At 48.7% G+C, this 18176-nt stretch carries 14 protein-coding genes; 4 read left to right on the top strand and 10 right to left on the bottom strand.

The annotated features are described in order from the left end of the window. Position 1: 1 nt before the first annotated feature. Together EGC76_RS09495 and EGC76_RS09490 are read left to right on the top strand one after the other, a co-directional pair. Positions 2-664, top strand: coding sequence for a class I SAM-dependent methyltransferase (locus EGC76_RS09495; protein ID WP_128352759.1), 663 nt, complete (start codon positions 2-4; stop codon positions 662-664). A 6-nt stretch (positions 665-670) separates the two neighbouring features. Further along, positions 671-1960 (top strand): anti-phage deoxyguanosine triphosphatase, encoded by a 1290-nt coding sequence (locus EGC76_RS09490; RefSeq protein ID WP_128352758.1) that lies wholly within the window; start codon positions 671-673, stop codon positions 1958-1960. Here EGC76_RS09490 and EGC76_RS09485 read toward each other — a convergent pair. From EGC76_RS09485 to EGC76_RS09475, 3 genes are read right to left on the bottom strand one after another with little or no spacing between them, the layout of a single operon-like run. Then, positions 1946-4594: an EAL domain-containing protein gene (locus tag EGC76_RS09485; protein WP_220445682.1), complete on the bottom strand. Its 2649-nt coding sequence runs from the start codon at positions 4592-4594 to the stop codon at positions 1946-1948. The genes EGC76_RS09490 and EGC76_RS09485 overlap by 15 nt on opposite strands. A gap of 25 nt (positions 4595-4619) precedes the next feature. Beyond that, a complete protein-coding gene (locus EGC76_RS09480) occupies positions 4620-5864 on the bottom strand; it encodes an APC family permease (RefSeq protein ID WP_128352757.1) in 1245 nt (414 codons plus the stop codon). A gap of 30 nt (positions 5865-5894) precedes the next feature. Further along, positions 5895-6875: an LLM class flavin-dependent oxidoreductase gene (locus EGC76_RS09475; protein WP_128352756.1), complete on the bottom strand. Its 981-nt coding sequence runs from the start codon at positions 6873-6875 to the stop codon at positions 5895-5897. 200 nt (positions 6876-7075) lie between these two features. Here EGC76_RS09475 and EGC76_RS09470 point away from each other — a divergent pair, with 200 nt between their 5' ends. Beyond that, the gene (locus tag EGC76_RS09470; protein ID WP_128352755.1) at positions 7076-9232 is read left to right on the top strand and encodes a TonB-dependent receptor family protein; all 2157 of its coding nucleotides are present in this window, start codon (positions 7076-7078) and stop codon (positions 9230-9232) included. Between the two features lie 35 nt (positions 9233-9267). Here the strand turns inward: EGC76_RS09470 and EGC76_RS09465 are convergent, their stop codons facing one another. Continuing rightward, the gene (locus EGC76_RS09465) at positions 9268-10248 is read right to left on the bottom strand and encodes a sensor domain-containing diguanylate cyclase (RefSeq protein WP_128352754.1); all 981 of its coding nucleotides are present in this window, start codon (positions 10246-10248) and stop codon (positions 9268-9270) included. Positions 10249-10354: 106 nt separating this feature from the next. Between EGC76_RS09465 and EGC76_RS09460 the strand changes: the two genes are divergently transcribed. After that, on the top strand, positions 10355-10810 hold the full coding sequence (locus EGC76_RS09460) for a nuclear transport factor 2 family protein (RefSeq protein ID WP_128352753.1): 456 nt from the start codon (positions 10355-10357) through the stop codon (positions 10808-10810). Positions 10811-10822: 12 nt separating this feature from the next. Here the strand turns inward: EGC76_RS09460 and EGC76_RS09455 are convergent, their stop codons facing one another. From EGC76_RS09455 to EGC76_RS09430, 6 genes are all read right to left on the bottom strand, one after another. Further along, positions 10823-11749, bottom strand: a complete 927-nt coding sequence (locus tag EGC76_RS09455) for an alpha/beta fold hydrolase (protein ID WP_128352752.1) — start codon at positions 11747-11749, stop codon at positions 10823-10825. After that, the gene (locus EGC76_RS09450; RefSeq protein WP_128352751.1) at positions 11746-13233 is read right to left on the bottom strand and encodes a flavin-containing monooxygenase; all 1488 of its coding nucleotides are present in this window, start codon (positions 13231-13233) and stop codon (positions 11746-11748) included. Before EGC76_RS09450 ends, EGC76_RS09455 begins: the two co-directional genes overlap by 4 nt. A 2-nt stretch (positions 13234-13235) precedes the next feature. Continuing rightward, on the bottom strand, positions 13236-13853 hold the full coding sequence (locus tag EGC76_RS09445) for a glutathione S-transferase family protein (protein ID WP_128352750.1): 618 nt from the start codon (positions 13851-13853) through the stop codon (positions 13236-13238). Between the two features lie 89 nt (positions 13854-13942). Then, complete coding sequence (locus EGC76_RS09440; protein ID WP_128352749.1) at positions 13943-15049, bottom strand: PepSY-associated TM helix domain-containing protein; 1107 nt, start codon at positions 15047-15049, stop codon at positions 13943-13945. A gap of 13 nt (positions 15050-15062) precedes the next feature. Beyond that, a complete protein-coding gene (locus EGC76_RS09435) occupies positions 15063-17219 on the bottom strand; it encodes a TonB-dependent siderophore receptor (protein WP_246013951.1) in 2157 nt (718 codons plus the stop codon). Positions 17220-17299: 80 nt separating this feature from the next. Next, positions 17300-18175 (bottom strand): LysR family transcriptional regulator, encoded by an 876-nt coding sequence (locus tag EGC76_RS09430; RefSeq protein ID WP_128352747.1) that lies wholly within the window; start codon positions 18173-18175, stop codon positions 17300-17302. Position 18176: the final 1 nt, after the last annotated feature.

Genomic DNA, 18176 nt, shown 5'->3' with positions numbered 1-18176 from the left:
AATGCCGGCGTGCCCGCTTTGCAACAATTTGCGCACCACGCTGTTTTATCAACAACAGCGTGGACTGCTTAGCGGCCGAGAGTACTATCATTGCGAGCAGTGCCAACTGGTGCATGTACCACAAAGGTTTCAACTTGATTCTGAAACCGAAAAGTCGGTTTATGACTTGCATGAAAACAACCCGAATGACCCGCAGTATCGACAGTTTTTGGCGCGAATTTTTGAGCCTATGATCGAGCGACTTGATGCTGGGGCGTGCGGATTAGATTTTGGCAGTGGCCCAGGCCCGACATTAAGCAGCATGTTTGCTGAAGCCGGAATGCCCTGTACAACTTATGATATTTACTATGACAACCGACTAGAGCGTCTGCAGCATTGCTATGATTATGTTGTGTGTACCGAGGTCATTGAACATGTCGCTGCACCGCTGGAAGTTTTTAACACGCTAATCCGATGTTTAAAGCCTGGTGGTTATCTTGGCATCATGACCCAACGCTGGCTTGATGCTGAACGATTCAAAGGTTGGACGTATAGAAATGACCCAACCCATATTGGTTTTTTCCACGAACGAACGTTTCGCTACTTAGCGATAAAGTTTGCGCTTGAACTGACTATTTACCCACGCGATGTGGTAATTTTTAGAAAACCGCATGACCAAGGATAGCAACGCATGACATCTCATTGGCAACAACGCCGCTCTGGCGATCCAGCAAATCGTCCTGGTGATCTTCGCAGCCCGTGGCAACGAGACCGTGCGCGCGTCCTGCATTCGGCTGCATTTCGGCGGTTACAATCTAAAACTCAAATCATGAACGTGGGTGAAAATGACTTTTACCGCACCCGCCTCACGCACAGCTTAGAAGCTGCGCAAATTGGCGCTTCATTAATTAACCAATTGCAGCAAGTTTGCGCGCCAAAACTAACACCCATGTTGCCTGACTTGAACCTGATGGAAACCTTGTGCTTGGCACACGACATTGGCCACCCACCCTTCGGGCATGGTGGTGAAGCCGCGCTGCATTTTAAAATGCTGGGCGCCGGTGGATTTGAAGGTAACGGACAAACATTTCGTATTGTTGGCAAACTCGAAGCTTACCATCCAGAGCACGGCATGGACTTAACCCGCCGTTCATTACTCGGATTATTAAAATACCCCGTATTGATGCCGCAGCTGCAGGCACCCAAAGATCTTGAGCACCCCGGCAGTTTGGCGCAATGGAAACCAGCCAAAGCACTGTTTGCCTGCGACGCTGATTTACTGGACTGGGTATTGCAGCCACTTTCAGAATCAGACCGCGAATTGTTTCAATCCGTCACCACCTTAGACAAAGCGCCTTGGCAAAAATCCATACACAAAGCCTTAGACGCATCGCTGATGGAATTAGCCGACGACATAGCTTATGGCGTGCATGATTTAGAAGATGCGGTGGTTACGGGAACGTTAAGCGAAAGCCAGTGGCATGCACACGTTGATACGGTAATTAATCAGTTGCCTGCAAAGTTAGCCCAATTGATGCAAGAACTCGGGGAGCAGCTATTCGCGCGCGAACATCATCTGCGCAAAAATGCGATAGGGGCATTGGTGAATATCTTTGTCACCACGGTGCGCCTTGAAGAGGTGCTGCCAGAGGCCGAAGAGCCGCTTATTCGATTTAACGCCACGCTGCCAAAAGATGAAGCCTACCTGCTAAAAAGCTTAAAAGACGTAGTGTTTGAACACGTGATTAATGAACCGTCAATTCAGCAGTTGCGCTATCGCAGCCAAAACATGCTGTTGGATTTATTCACCGCGTTGCATACTGAGCCGCTGCGATTATTGCCGCGCAATACCCGCGAACGCTGGCAGAAGGCGCAACAAGAGCAAGATAAAACAGCGGCTGACCGCATTTTGTGTGATTACGTTGCGGGTATGACCGACGACTACGCCGAACGGATGTATCGAAACTTATTTGTGGTCTAGCCACGCCAGCAGTTTATTTATTGGTTGCGGGCGACAGAACAAATAACCCTGCATATAGTCACATGCATAACGCGTTAAATAGTCACGCTCTGCTTCGGTTTCAACACCTTCCGCAACCGCCGAAATGCCGAGTTCGGCGGCCATGGTCAGCACCCCGCGGGTAATTGCGGCATTGCGGGTGTTGCTTTCAATATTCTGTACAAAACAACGGTCAATTTTTAGTTTTTGAGCCGGTATCACGTTCAAATAACTCAAACTCGCAAACCCGGTGCCGAAATCATCAAGGGCGATTTCCAAGCCTAAATCGCGTAAGTCAGCCATCATTTTTAGCGCGCTAGCAGAGTCGCGCAATAATACATTTTCGGTAATTTCAGCCATCAGCTGATTGGGTTGAATTTTATACTTAGCTACTAATTTAGCCACGGACTCAATGAAGTCGTCGCGATAGAACTGCATGGGCGAAAAATTCACACTGACCTGAGCGATACCGGCCTCACGCAATCGCGCTGCATCTTTGCACGCTTGCTCTAGCACCCAGTGCCCCATTGCAACGATTTGTCCTGTGCGTTCAGCAAGTGGGATAAAGTCAGCCGGTGAAACATAGCCACGTTCAGGGTGGTTCCAACGTAGCAGCGCCTCAACGGCCACAACCGCACCATTGCGTGACACAATCGGCTGGTAAAACACCTCAAACTGATGCGTTTGAATGGCTTCTTGCAGTTGTGCACGCAACGTAATTTGCTGCTGTGTATCCAAATCAAGATCAGGGGAGAACCATTGAAAGGTATTGCTGCCACGGCGCTTCGCTTCATACATGGCCACGTCGGCATGTTGAATCATTTCATTGGGGGTTTTAACCGCTAACTCACTGCTTGCAATACCAATTGCGGCTGACAAGCTCACTTCGGCGTCTTCATATACGAATGGGCGATCGAATTGAGCTAAAATTGTGCGTGCATAGTTCATCACGCTTTCATCATCAGGTAAGCTCTGCACCACCGCAACAAACTCATCGCCGCCAAAGCGCGCCAGCAAATCAAATTCCGAGGTCACTTTCTGAAGTCGCTGAGCAGTTTGCACAAGAATGTGATCGCCACACTCGTGCCCTAGACTGTCATTGACTGGTTTAAAGCCATCCAAATCGATAAACAATACGTAAATACGCTGTTCGCTCAGTGCCACCGCTTGCTGTAAGAAGCGCTCCAATGCAGTCCGGTTTGGTAGTCCGGTTAGTACGTCATGCTCAGCATGGAACGCCAGCTTTTCTTCGCGTTCAACGCGTTCGGAAATATCATTCTGCAAACCGACAAAGTGAGTTACTTCGCCGTTGCTATCGCGCACGGGTGAAATGATAAGTTCATTCCAAAAAGGTGTGCCATCCTTTCGGTAGTTTCGAATGGTGCAACGAATTTCGGTTTGGGCACGCAGCGCACTGGCAATTTCTTTCACCGTATTCGGGTCAGATTTTGGCCCCTGCAAGATACGACAGCTGCGCCCTACCATATCATCTGCACTGTAGCCGCTCATTAAAGTAAACGCCGGGTTCACATAAATTATAGGGAAACCTTTCTTGCGTGCATCGCTGATAACCACGCCATTGGTACTGGCTTCCACGCTGCGATCGAGTATTTGCAAGCGTTCTTCATAATCGCGCTGTTGGGTTACGTCTTTCGCGATGCCATGCACACCGGTAATTTGACCGTGAATAATAATCGGCATGTTCGTAATTTCGATTTGGCGAACTTGCCCATGGTTATTAAAAATTCTAATTTCATAATGCTGTGGCTCACCCCGTTTGGTGGCTTCAAAATGTTCTTTAGTACGTGCTTTATCTTCTTCCAATACCACCATTTCGTAATGCTGACCAACCACCTGCTGCTCAGTTAATTCAAGCAATTTCTCCCCAGCGTTGTTTAAGCTCATAAAGCGCCCTTCACGATCCAGTGTAAAAACCGCCTCGGGATTGTGCGTAAACAACGACAACGCATGTTGTTCACTGCGCTCGCGTTCCATGCGGTCATTGTGCTGGGTGATCACTAAGGAAATTAGATCGCGACTGCGCTCAATGAGTTTTAGCTCAGCTTCAGTTGGCGCTCGTGCCTGAGAGGAATAAAGTGCGAAAGTGCCCAATAAGTGTTTATCGCCGGGCGCAAACACGGGTATAGACCAAGCGGCGCGTAATTTGTAGTGTTCAACGAGGGTGGTGAATAATTCAAAGCGTGTATCGCGATGCATATCTTCGACAATAACGGGCTGTTTCAACGCGGCAGCAGTACCACATGCTCCAACGCCATCGATAATCGGAATATTTTGCAAAGCCTTGGTGAATTCCGGCGGTAAGGTGTTAACCGCGACAGCATTGAGTGCAATCCCTTCTTGGTTGACCATCATCACCGAGGCAAAACAGTCTTTGATTTGCAATTCAACCAACTCACAAATGTCGGTGAGCTTTTCGGCCAACGAGCGGTCCTGTGCAAGCGAGCTTAAGGTGTCGTATTCAGCTTCAATAAAAGCTTGCAGGTGTTTGGTTTGGCGCCGAGCGCGACGCCAAAATATGATGGCCAGCACCCATGCAGCCGCTGTCACCAACATTAATCCGCTGATGATCGAAACAAAACCCCAGTGTTCAATCACGCGATGCTGTCCTTTTGGTTAGATGCTACGTTCTATTTGATGCCGCTCGATAAGCATGCCAAAGTAGACCGAGGCCAATAAGAATCAGGCCACTAAAAAGAATTTTCAACTCTATAAATACGGCTAAACCTAGGCAGCTGGCAAGCCCTAAAATTGAAACCCAGCGCGGAACAAAGCGTTTTTCTGTTGGGATGCGCAGCGCAGCAAGGTTGGTAATGCTGTAATACACCAGCACGGTAAATGCACTAAATGACCATGCAGTACGTAAATCACCCACCAAAACGATCACCAGCATGACTGCAAAGGTTACCCAAACGGCTGCAGGTGCCGAGGTACGCTCGGCATTCAATGTTGCCCACGCCATCGGTAAATCGTTACGGCGCGCCATCGCCAACACCACGCGCGATACCCCTAAAATCAAGTTAAGAATAACGCCGCACATGGCCACCACTGCGCCAGCCGCAACGAACTGTTGCCAAACGCCACGTGGCATCAGTGTCGCCAGCACAAAATCTGCCGTTGTGGTTAAGGGTACGTAGTGCAAAACACCCCAGCCAATAGCAGCATACCACGCTGTAACCACCAGCACAGTAGCAATAATTGCTCGTGGAATAACATGGCGTGGATTCTGAACTTCCTCACCCATTGTGGCAATGCGCCCATAGCCAGTATACGCCACAAACAATAAGGCTGCCGCGGCAAATAAATCGCGCCAGGTTGGCTTCGCTTGCGCCAATTGTTCAACGGGCATGGGCAACTGGGCACTCGAAACTATAAATATCGCCAGCGCTGCGATAGCAAGCAGCACCAGAATAGCGTTAGCCCGATTAGACCGACGCAAGCCGCCTAACACCAATAGCGTAAACACTAACAGGGTGAACCCAGCAATCACCTGGGCGAGCCACGCAGGGCCTGCAAACCAACTTTGCAATGCATAGCCTACCGCCAGCGCGGCCGTAGCGGCACTCGCGCTTTTAGCCAATACAAACAACCAACCGGCGGTGAAGCCCAACTGACGCGTCAAGAATTCATAACCGTATTCATAGGTGCCGCCACTAACCGGATGGATAGCGGCCAGTTGTGCACTGGATAGTCCATTAAAGGTTGCCACAGCAGCCGCAATTAAGATGGCCCAAACCACCCAAGCCCCGGCTAACTCAACACCAAAGCCGACACTCACAAAAGCTCCGGTACCAATAATCGAGCCCAAGCCCAGTAAAATTGCGCCGCCTAATGCGGTGCTGCGCACTAACTGTTGGTGATCGGCCATGTTTACTATCCTTCCTAAGCAGTTTGGGGGTTAAAAATGACAGTCTTTTGCAATTTCAAAGCTTCTCAAACGTTCGTTATGATCAAAGGCATGACAGGTTAACATCAGCTCGTTTACACCGGTGGCCGCAACAAAATCGCGCATGTACTGATGCACCTGTTCAGGCGTACCGGTAGCTGTGTATTTCAGTGCATGGTTAGCGGCTGCCAAAGCCATTGGGTCAACCTGCTTTTCAATGGCATCAATTGGCGCAGGTAGCGGCCCTGGGTTACCTTGGCGCAATGCCATGAATTGTAACTGCATGGAACTTTTTAAGCGCTTGGCTGCCTGCTCTGTATCGGCTGCAAAAACATTGATTGCCGCCATCGCATAGGGTTTATCTAGGTATTTTGATGGTTGGAAATTGCTACGGTAAGCCTCTAGCGCCAACTGTAAATAGTCGGGGGCAAAGTGCGAGGCGAAGGTATAGGGCAACCCCATTTGCGCAGCCAATTGAGCACCGAACAAGCTTGAGCCCAGTAACCACACAGGAACCTTCGAGCCCATCCCGGGTATCGCCTTAATTTTCTGATCAGGCGTTGGCTCATCCAAATACATAAGCAATTCTTGCACATCAGCAGGAAACGTATCGGCACTGTCATAGTTGCGGCGCAAAGCGCGTAAGGTGGCTCCATCGGTGCCTGGTGCACGCCCTAAACCTAAATCAACCCGATCAGGGTATAACGCCGCGAGCGTGCCGAATTGTTCAGCGGCTATTAATGGCGCGTGATTGGGTAACATGATGCCGCCGGCGCCAATACGTATAGAACGGGTTCGGCTACCCACATACGCTAAGGCAACTGCGGTTGCTGCACTGGCGATACCTGTCATGTTGTGATGTTCCGCCATCCAAAATCGGTGGTACCCCCAGCGTTCAACATGCTCAGCTAAATCTGCCGAATGGTTTAATGATATTGCAGCGCTTCCACCGACCGTGATTGGCGCTAAATCTAATACAGAAAGTACTGCCATCTGAACTCCCATTCATAAATGCATCGCTATGTTACCGAGCATCCTAACAAAGATGGCGGCTAAACATCGACTTAAGAATAGCGTATTTGCGTTACCAATTGATTAAAAACAGAACCCATATAAAATTTGGGGTTGCAAATGCGAATCGTTATTATTTATACTTCGCACCCTAATCAATCGCTTCTTTTGGGGGAAACTCAATGCAACCAACTTATGTCGCCACCGCTTTGCTCGCTGCGCTTGGCTTATCATTATCAACAGCTTACGCTGCCGAAGTATCTGATTCTGAAACTGAAACCAACGAAAAAATTTATGAAGTATTGCAAATTGTGGGCAGCAAAGATGATGCCCGTAAGCTCGCAGGCTCCAGTGCAGTAATTGATAACGAGCAGTTGGTTATTGAAGCGAACACCGACATCAATCAGTTATTAAAGACCGTACCGGGTGTTTACATCCGTGAAGAAGACGGTCAAGGCTTACGCCCTAACATCGGTATTCGCGCTGCCGCAGGCGGTCGTAGCAGTAAGGTAACCCTCATGGAAGATGGTGTCATGATTGCACCAGCACCATACATTGACCCAGCTGCTTATTACTTCCCTGAAGCCTACCGCATGCACACCATTGAAGTGCTAAAAGGCGCACCTTTGTTACGTTATGGTCCGCAAACCACCGGTGGTGTAATCAACATGTTGACCACCCCTATCCCCCAGGAGAACAGTGGCCGAGTTGTGGCAAAAATGGGTGAATTTAATAGCCAAGACATTCATGCGTACTATGGCGGACGTTCTGGTGATTTTGGTTTCTTAATTGATACCGTACAACGCAGCAGTGCTGGCTTTAAAGAGATTGACCGCAGCTCACGTGACGCGGGTTTCGACATCGAAGATTACTTGCTCAAGTTTAGCTGGACTGGCGAACGCCAAAGCTTATTAGCGAAAGTACAATATTCAGAGCAAGTCTCAAATGAAACCTACGCTGGCTTAACCGACGCTGACTTCGCAGAAAATCCAAATCGTCGCTACGGTTTATCAGAAATCGATCAAATGGCGAATCGCCACAAAGGTTTCTCACTAACTTACAGCCTGGACGTAACGGACACCTCAAGCCTGCGCGCAATTGCCTATCGCAATGAATACCAACGTGACTGGTTCAAAACTAGCACCAGCTCGTTTATAAATGCTGCCAATGCGGGTGACGCAACTGCCCAAGCGATTTTAGACGGCACCATGGACGTGCAGGATTTACGCTACACGCATGGTAATCGTGCCTATGAGTCCTATGGCGTCGAATTGAACTTAACCACATTGTTAGCCGATCATACCTTGAACGTGGGTGTACGTGATCATAACGATACACTTGACCGCTTTCAGCCGATTGAAGTGTACGACCAAGTAAACGGTAGCTTGGTATTCGATAGCATCATTGAACCAACAGGTGGCGACAACCGACTCGAGGGTGGCGATGCGCGTAGCTTCTGGATTACCGATGCATGGCAAGTAACTTCAGACCTTCTCGTAAACTTGGCCTTACGTTACGAAGACGTGAAAAGCTTCCGTGAACAATTCAGCCTAGCCGACCGCTCCGAGCCTGGAAGCTACCGTTCTAATCACACCAAAGAATGGTTACCAGGCGCATCGTTCACTTACGACATCGACAGCAACTGGCAAGTACTGGCAGGTATTCACCGCGGGTTTTCACCAATTGGCGGCGGTGCAACTGAAACAGATGAACCTGAAACTAGCACCAACTATGAAGCAGGTTTACGTTACAGTAATGGTTGGTTTGTCGAAGCCCTCGCGTTTCGTAGTGACTTTAACAACCAAGCTGAAGTTTGCTCACTCGCTAGCCCATGCAGCAATGGCGCCACGTCAGGAACCTACGTTACGGGTGAAGCCGTGGTGCAAGGGATTGAGTTTCAGCTCGGTAACGAATGGAAAACTGGTGAATTCGTGATTCCAGCGCACTTCAACTACACCCTAAGCAACGCCGAAATTAGTGCTGATAACGCCCTAACCGGCGTGGAAGATGGTGACCGTTTGGCCGATATTCCAGAGCACACCATGAGCTTCAGAACCGGTATCGAGCATGCTTCAGGTTGGAATAACTACCTGGTCGCAAAATACATGGACGAAACTTGCGTGCGCGTAGGTTGCAACCGTGACACCACTCCGTTTAGCTACACCGACTCAGTTTTTGTGGTGGACTTGATCAGCCGTTATCTGCTCAGCTCACAGGCTACCGTTTTCTTGAAAGTTGATAATTTGCTTGACCAACAACGTATTGTGTCACGCACACCGCACGGTGCCCGCCCGAATAAACCACAAACGGTTTCTGTTGGATTGGAATACAACTTCTAAAAGGTCTGCACCTTGGTCGGCTAGTTTCGCTGAAACTAGTCGGCCACTAGACTGCGATTGCGGCCGTCGGCTTTGCTTTTATACAAAGCGTCGTCGGCCAATTTTAGCAAGTCGTCTGCGGTAAAGTTGTCTTGAACAACAGCAATACCTGCGCTCATGGTAACCTGCCCCGCCGGCGCATTCTCGTTATGCAATTTTAGCTTGGCAATATCACGACGCACCAATTCTGCCACTTCAAGTGCCTGCTCTTTGTGCAAGTCCGGCAGCAGCATCACAAACTCTTCACCACCGTAACGGGCAACGACGTCCGCTGAGCGTTTCGCATGTGCAGCTAAAACCTTAGCAACTTGCTTCAAACAGCGGTCGCCCGCGCTGTGCCCATATGTGTCGTTGAATGTTTTAAAGTAATCAATATCAAAATAAATCAATGCTAACGGCCGCGCCGAACGCTTGGCTCGAGCAATTTCTTTTTTCAAGGCCTTATCAAAATACCGGCGATTGGCCAGTTGAGTTAGCTCATCGGTAATCGATAACTTCTCCAACTTTTCCATGGCATGATTTAATTGCTCAGTACGTTCGCGGACTTTCGCATCCAGCAATTCGTTCAGTGCTAGTAGTTCGCGCTGTGGATCCAAAAAATCGGTTAAGTTATGCGAGGTACCCCAAATGTGGGTGACCTTGTCATTGTCATCAAGAATCGGTACCAAGAAGGTACGAAATACAAATTCTTTGCCATTGTGTTTTACTGTCTGCTCAAATTCGACAGGCTCTTTAGTCGCCAAACATTGGTAATAACCAGAGAGGATGCCGTGTGAATAACCGGAGTGGGCGATCAGTTCAGAGAATTTGGTTCCTGGTGTCTGCCGCTTATCTAAAGCTTGCGCTGCGGGATTGGCTATAATCATCTCGAAATCGTCCGCAATGGGTTTGCACACCCAAAATGGATTTAGCGATTTCTTCCAGAGCTGCTCGAAAAATAGCATCAGCTCTTCTTGATTAAATGGATTTTGTTTCACCCGTTGCCACCCTGTATTTTTCAACACCTTTTTAACACGGTTTCATTGAATTAAAAATAATGCTATTAACTATAGCCCCTAAATCATAGGACGTTGTGAGGAAAACATGAAAACCCTAATCGCCTTATTGCTTGCACTGTGCAGCAGCGCTAGCTGGGCCACCGAAACGATGCATGAACAGGCTCGGGAAGAAATTACCAAAACTTTACACACCTTCATGGAAGGTGCCAGTATCAACAGTGCTGCAATTCATGAGGCATTTTGGGCTGACGAGTTGGTGTACACCAGTTCATCAGGCAAACGTTTTGGCAAAGCTGAATTGATGAGCGGCGTGCACGCGTCTGGTGAAATTACCGAACAACCACTCACCAACTATTACACCGCAGAAGATGTAGAAATTCGGTTTTTTGGGCCGACAGCGGTAGTGAATTTTACTCTTGTTGGTCACACCGAAACCGATGCCGGTTATTCACGTCAAACGTTTTTAAACAGCGGCGTGTTTGTGCAACGTAATAACCGCTGGCAAGCCGTGAACTGGAATGCCACCCGCACGGCTGAATAGTTCGCTAAAACGCTACTCGGCTAAAAATGCTTGCACCCGTTGTGCCGATTCGTTCGGCACTTCTACCATCGGCATGTGGCCGATGCCGTCAAAAATATGCAACTGGCTATCTTTGATTCCCTGATGCCACACCGGGGCTGCTGAAGGGCTTAAGATATTATCTTGGTTGCCCCAAACAATTAATGTTGGGGTACTAATTTGATTGAGCCTGCCATCTAACTGATCGTGGAATCGAAAGTCTTGCGCAATCTGTGCATAATCCGCCTTGCGTTCGCTATACCGCAGGGCCATACCACGCAATACAAAATCGGGCACAACAGGTGGCTTTGCCATGGTGAGCTGATAAAAGTCAAAAAACTGTTGTTGGGAATCAATTTCAAACGGCGATTCACCGGCGGCAAACATTGCTTCGGTTACACTGGGTTGTGGCGGGGTAATGCCGGCTGGATTAAATAGCACAATAGAGGTCGCGCGCTGTGGGTACATAATCGCAAAATTAGCAGCAATCATTCCCCCCATGGAATTGCCAATAATCGTTGCCCGTTCTATTCCAAGTTTATCCATCAATTGCGCCACACGTTTCGCTTGGCTTGACGCTCGGTATGACCAACCGCTGAAGAACCCGGTTTCACCGTGACCCGCCAAATCTGGAATCACCACGCGGTATTCCGGGTTCAGGCGATTGGCAAAGCGCAACCAAATTTCTTTTGAGGCGGTATAGCCGTGCAGCAAGATAATGGTTTTCCGCGCCTGTTCTGAGTTACGCGCATACACCGAAAGCTGCATGTCGCCAATGTCTACCGAGGATTTTTGAAACCCATAAATACGTGCTTCAAGTGCCCCCACCGCATCATAAAAAGCCAGCCCCACACGCGGATGCAAGGTTGCTAGCCAAGCGGCAAACACCAGCGCCAGCGTGGTGACAATAAACTTTTTCATATCCGCTCCTGCTTATAAAGCTGATGGTGTTTCGGCTTCAAGCGGCTTGCCAGTAACCGATACACAAAGCTAAAACCTGGAAACATAGCAATAACGTGGCCACTCTTACTCTTGTACCAACTGTTACACCCGCCACTATGCCAAACCGTTTTACGCATTTCGTGATGCACCATGGTGGTGTATTCAGCTTCAGCCTGCGCTGTTACTTCAACAGCTTGCGCCTGCTGTTGCTTGGCATAATGGAGCAACTTCATGATGTATTTCATCTGTGATTCAATCACAAATATAGCCGATGTATGCCCAATACCAGTGTTGGGGCCGGTCACCAAATATAAATTTGGGAATCCTGGCATTGTGGTACCTAAATAAGCTCGCGGAAACTCATGCCAAAACGCATTCAGATGCTGGCCATTGCGGCCAATGATGTCGTAACCCACCGCACCGTCAGTGGCATCAAATCCGGTCGAATAAACAATCAGATCAAGCTCAAGCTTGGCCCCAGTCGTCGTTTCAATACCGGTTTCCGTGATGCGCGCAATGCCATCGTATTTGTCGTGTAAAGTCACATTTTCGCGGCCAAGCGCTGGATACAAGGTGTTTGACACGATGATACGTTTACACCCGATGGTGTAGTCGGGCGTAAGCTTCTGGCGCAGCTCAGCATCCGGAACTTGCTTGCGCAAGTGCTTGAGTGCCGGACGCTGTGCGAAAAAGCGCATCAGCCCATGGGCATATTTAAAGGCGAACACGCGCCATTCAAGCCCCCAATAAATGGTTTTTCGTAGCGCCTGATAGATCGATTTAATACCCAGCAACTTGCGCGTAAAGGGTGAGAATATTCGATCAGGGCGTGGCAAAACCCAGTGGGGCGACCGCTGAAACACATGCAGATGGCCAACTTTCGGTGCAATGGTTGGAATAACTTGTGCAGCACTGGCGCCACTGCCGATCACTGCGACGCGCTTATTGGTGTAATCGAAACTATGGTCCCAGTTATTGGTATGAAAGCTCTTGCCTTTGAATTCATCGCGCCCTGGAAAATCCGGAATAACCGGATTACTTAATGGCCCTTGGGCACTGATAACCGAGCGTGCGAATAACTGCTGTCCGGTGTCGCTATCAATTTGCCAACATAATGTATCTTCAAGCCATGTCAGGCGCGTAACGTTGAAATTCAGAATCGCTTTGTCACGCAGCTTATATTTAGCGATCACTTTCTTGGTGTAGGCTTCGAGCTCTGGTTGCGTGGCAAACATTTGTGACCACACATAAGGTTCGCAGGCCAACGAATACAGCGGTGATTGCACATCCACTTGGGCGCCCGGGTAACTGTTCTGGCACCACGTTCCGCCCATAAAGTCACGCCGTTCAAGCATAACAAAGTGTTGCGTGCCCTGATTTAACAGGTTAATGGCAGCGCTTTGCCCGCCAAAACCGGTACCTATTATTGCGACTTCAAGGGGCTGTAGCGCTGTCGATTCCAAGACTATACCTTCGCTGACGCGCGTTGGTTGATACGGTCAAACCAAGCTTGTAAATGCACTTGGTCAGCTCCAATGCGTAGCTTCACGACCCGTGCGAATCCGACTGTGGCAAACGCATTAATGTCGGCGGCGCTGAAACTATCACCCATGATGTAGGTTTTATCTTTTAGGTGCTCATTCAAAAATGCTAAGAACTTTTCTGCAGCAGAAAAGCAATCTTGGCCGTAATCCGGGAAACAATTCATGCGGTCTTTAAAATAGCCTGAGGTATGCTGGAAACACATACCGACCGGCACCATTAAATAAAAATCAACCCAACGTAACCACTGCTCAATCAATGCTTTTTGTTTGGGCGATTCGCCAAGTAATTTGGGCGTGTCTGGGTGCGCTTCTTCCACATAGCGGCAAATCGCCATGGTTTCAGCCAGGCTGGTGCCGTCGTCCAATACTGCAACGGGCACTTTTTTCATGGGGTTCATGGCAACAAATTCAGGGGTTAAGTTTTCACCTTTTGCGATATCAACTTCAATAAACTCAACGTTATCAAGCAAGCCTTTTTCGGCCAAAAACATGCGCACTCGGCGCGGGTTGGGAGCAGTTGCTGTTTGGTAGATTTTCATGGGAGCTTCCTGTGTGTTCTATACAAGTGACAGAACACACAATGAAACAACTTTTCAGCTAACGCAAGTCAATAAATAGCATAGAGTATTTACTTTCTGCGCAGGCGTTTTTTGCGGCGTTGCCACCACACATAGGTGCCGGTAATCGCCAGCAATAACGGCGTCAAACCGACAACACTCCAGAGCACTTTAATGGGTAACCCGCCAAACGTACCAAAGTGCAAGCGACGGAAGCTATCAAGCGTTTTAGCGCCAATGCTTTGGTCATTTAAATTATATGTACTTAAGTAGTCTCCGGTTTGTGCATCGTAGTTCGACACGCTGCCATAATTGCTAAGTAACGGATTCGCAGTGGGCGCTCGACCGAACACCGTAAATGGCAATTCAGGTTCATAAGGGAACAGCAAAAATGTCGCTTTGAAACCTTCAATACGCTGCTGGCTGTCCGTAACCAATTCATCAATATTCACATTATCGTTATACAAGCGTTCACTCATAATGTGATGTTCAGCACCACCTGCGTGCTCTACCCACTCTTCGTAGAAAATAAGAATGTTGTAATAGCCACCGGTAATCGCCAGAATCAGCAGAACAGGTGATGCAAAGGTACCCACCATTTTGTGTAAATCACTAAATACCGCCAGCAGTCGTTGGTTCCAGCGCAAGGTAAACAACCGCGCCCAAAAGCGCCGATACATAATCAGCCCTGACACACCCATAAACAGCAAAAACAATGACAATATTAAGCCAATAATCAGGCCCATATGCTCTGGCAGATTGTTTAAGTCGTTCAACAGTAGTGTGTAATGCAACTCCACCAGCCAGTCGGTTAAATAATGCCCGGTCTCTGTTGGCTGACTGAGCAAGTCACCGGTTTGGGGGTTTAGATGTGCCTTGTGCCACGTATCCGTGCCTTTCTTGATCACAAATACTCGGTCGGCTTCATCGTGTCCCACCGGAAATATTTCCCAACTGCCAATCTCGAAATTAGGTAGCTGCTGATTAATACGAGCTGTCAATTCCGTCAGCGACAAGCGCGGTTGTTCAGTTACCGGCAATGCTGCGATATCAGGTAACAGCCAGGCATCGATTTCCTTTTTGAACACTAAAATGCTGCCGGTAAGGCAAATAACAAGAAAGGGGACCATACAAATGATCCCCGCCCAACCATGCCATTTATGGAGAGTCTTTCGCATTGTTGGCTAAACCTTAAAATGTCCAGTTCAATGTGGCTGAGTAATTGGCTGGCGCACCGTAATACCCTTGAGTTGGCCACAACAAGCTGTTGATGTACTTTTTGTCGGTAACGTTGTTGGCGTTCAAAGTCACGCTCACTGCGTTGGTGATTTGATAAGCCGCCATCAGGTTTAAGCGACCATAGGCGCCTTGTGTGGTGACAATGGTTTCGCCCGCGTTGCTGTAGCTCTCACCAACGGTTCCCTGAGTGCGCGAAATGGTGTCTTGCCATTGGAAGCTTGCACCAAGTTTTATTTGCTCAGCAAAAGTTGGGCGGTAAGTCAGCGCTGCACGGAAGAGGTTTTCTGGCGTATACGCTTCAACAGTTGCATCGCCGTCCAGTTCAAATGATGAAGCGGCAATACTGCCTTGCAAGCCAGGCGCAATTTCGCCCGACAATTCCACCTCAAAGCCTTTGCTCGTTACCCCATCGGCGGCGCGATAAACTGATTCCGGTGCGTTGGTATTTGGATTGGTCACTGTGCCATCACCAACAGCGAGGTTCTTTTGCGTCACATCAAAGTAAGCCGCTGAAAGCAGTGCGCCACCATTAAACAGTTCCATTTTCACACCCACCTCAGCGCTTTCACCGGTAAGTGGCGGCAGACGATTAAAGTCACGATCACGTAGGTTTTGTGATTGGAACGTTTCGGTGTACGACGCATACACGGTGGTGGCATCACTCAGATTGTGAGTTAGGCCCACATATGGAATAAATTCAGCATCATCACGTGACTGATCAACCCCATAACCGATGCCTTCGGTGGTAAATTCGTTAAAGCGCCCACCTAGCAACAGCTTGGTATCTTCGCTTAAGCTTAAGCGGGTCTGTGCATAAATAGCTTTTTGAGTGTTATCAATCACACTGCCCGCCAAACCGTCTGTGAACTCAGGAAGGGGTGTACTGCCGTTCCAGTCTTCGAGTGCTGGCATCGCTGGGAAGCCATTGCCAGTATGGAAATCATACAGCGAGGTATCGATGTAATCTAAACGTGCGTAGTTCGCACCTATAACTAACTCGTGCTGATAGCCGCCAAGTTCAAAAGTGCCGCTAACATACGCATCAAACATGTCCTGCTTATCGTCTAAATCATATTCACTGCCGTAACCCAGTAACCCCAGCCCCGTTTCAGGGTCAAGGCCGGTAGCTGGGTCCGGTAAGTAGGTGTAGAACAGCAGGCTGTCTTCGTCAGTGCGCACACGGTTGTATGCCATGCGCAACGTCCAGGTATCGGTTAGGGCCGACTCAATGTCCACAAAGCTGCGGCTTTCTTTCACATTCCAACGTGACCAATCAGCGGCAATATTCACGGAGCTATCGAAATCAGTTGGTGTGCCGTCGCCGTAATGCAGCGTTAATGCCCCCCACATATTGCCGTCGGTATCACTGCGATGCTCACTGTGCCCTAAGGTAATTAGGGTGTCTGATGACGGTGCGTAGTCCAGTACACCGTAGAAAACGTTTGAGGTATTTTCATAGCGATCAAGATAAGATTCGCGGTTATCTGCCACGACCACGATGCGCGCGCGCAATGAGGCAGTTAACGCACCTGAAAAGTCGCCTTCAACACGTTTTCCAGACCACGAACTCAAGCTTGCAGTTACCGCACCTTTGGTTTCAGAGGTGGGTCGCTTGCGTACCAAATTGACAGTGGCTGACGGGCTTCCCACGCCAGTCATAATCCCATTGGCACCATGCACTACTTCAACGCGCTCATACAGCGCCGAATCCACCCGTCCATGAGTATTGCTATTGATGAGCGGTAAACCGAGACCATCAACTTGAAAGTTATTAAGCTCAAAGCCACGTGACGTATAGTACGTGCGATCCGTTTCTACTTGTTCAACATTAATCGTGGCAGAGTTTTCGAGAATTGTATTGAGATCGTTCAAGGCAAAATCGCGGATTTTTTCCCGGGTAATCACAGTAACCGTTTGAGGAGTTTCTTTTACGCTGATATCAAGCTTGCTAGCCGACTGCTGATCGTTGGCAAGATACCCACTTTGTTGTTCACCTCGAATTTCAAGGCGCTCGATTGCTTCGGTGGTTTGTGGTTCAGCTGCTGCCGCGTAGGCAACTGGCATGCCAGCTAAAATTAAAGCGGAAGTTACTGCGGAAAATTTGATCACGTCCATACCCCTGTGAATTGAATTAAACAGATTATGGGGGTGATCCTAATGCAAATGCGAATGATTCGCAATAACTTTATTTACATGGTTAAATGCCTAACGTGGCCAATGAAACTGCGGGCTACAGGCCCTAGTGCTTCAGCATCACGAAAATTTAAATAGAAGCTGGTGGTGCGCGTGCCACCGCGAGTGAGTTGAATGGGTACCAACAAACCATACTGCAAGGCATCTGCAATTGCCCGCCGTGGCAAGAAAGCGAAACCCAAATTCTTTTGAATGAGTTCTATCGATGTTGATAAGTGGCTAACAGTCCAACGCTGATCAGAACCCAGCCAACCTATGTCGGTCTTCTTTTCTAAACCCGAGTCACGCAGTACCACTTGCCGATGTTGCTTTAAGTCATCGGGAGTAACTTTCTTTTTCTGCGCTAGTGGATGTTTTGCACCACACACCGCAATAAACTCCAGCTGGCAGAGGTCTTCACTGAGCTCATTGGCCAGCGTAAAAGGCGACAAAGCAATTTCAGCCATACCCTTATTGAGTAGCTCGTTGGCGCCGGTCAAAATGGTTTCAATCACTTCAAGGTGAACGAGCGGAAACTCGTTAGAAACTTCGGCTAGTGCTTGGTATAACACATCTTTTGGGAAGGCTTCGTCAACCGCAATAGCGAGTTTTGACTCAACCCCTTGCTTGAGATTTTGCGCCACATTTTCTAACCGCTCGGTTTCTGCCAATAGGTAGTTAATGCGGCGAAGCAGTTGGTGCCCAGCATGGGTTACCGAGGTTTTACGCCCACGCACTTCAATGAGTTGAACCCCCAACTGCTCCTCAAGTTTATTCACAGCATGGTGCACCGTTGATTGGCTTTTATGAACATGATCAGCCGCTTGCTGGAAGCCACCAAAATCTGCCACCGCCTTAAACATACGCCATTGTTCAATGGTAGAACGCGCCATG

It is taken from the genome of Pseudidiomarina gelatinasegens (assembly GCF_004025325.1).
GTDB lineage: Bacteria > Pseudomonadota > Gammaproteobacteria > Enterobacterales > Alteromonadaceae > Pseudidiomarina > Pseudidiomarina gelatinasegens.
Note: the sequence above shows the minus strand (reverse complement) of the source record. Positions and strands in the feature narration are given on the sequence as shown.

Coding starts and splice junctions, on each gene's coding strand:
- EGC76_RS09480 (WP_128352757.1), bottom strand. CDS start 5,864: ATGGCCGATCACCAACAGTTAGTGCGCAGCACCGCATTAGGCGGCGCA.
- EGC76_RS09475 (WP_128352756.1), bottom strand. CDS start 6,875: ATGGCAGTACTTTCTGTATTAGATTTAGCGCCAATCACGGTCGGTGGA.
- EGC76_RS09490 (WP_128352758.1), top strand. CDS start 671: ATGACATCTCATTGGCAACAACGCCGCTCTGGCGATCCAGCAAATCGT.
- EGC76_RS09495 (WP_128352759.1), top strand. CDS start 2: ATGCCGGCGTGCCCGCTTTGCAACAATTTGCGCACCACGCTGTTTTAT.
- EGC76_RS09430 (WP_128352747.1), bottom strand. CDS start 18,175: ATGGCGCGTTCTACCATTGAACAATGGCGTATGTTTAAGGCGGTGGCA.
- EGC76_RS09455 (WP_128352752.1), bottom strand. CDS start 11,749: ATGAAAAAGTTTATTGTCACCACGCTGGCGCTGGTGTTTGCCGCTTGG.
- EGC76_RS09445 (WP_128352750.1), bottom strand. CDS start 13,853: ATGAAAATCTACCAAACAGCAACTGCTCCCAACCCGCGCCGAGTGCGC.
- EGC76_RS09460 (WP_128352753.1), top strand. CDS start 10,355: ATGAAAACCCTAATCGCCTTATTGCTTGCACTGTGCAGCAGCGCTAGC.
- EGC76_RS09440 (WP_128352749.1), bottom strand. CDS start 15,049: ATGCGAAAGACTCTCCATAAATGGCATGGTTGGGCGGGGATCATTTGT.
- EGC76_RS09470 (WP_128352755.1), top strand. CDS start 7,076: ATGCAACCAACTTATGTCGCCACCGCTTTGCTCGCTGCGCTTGGCTTA.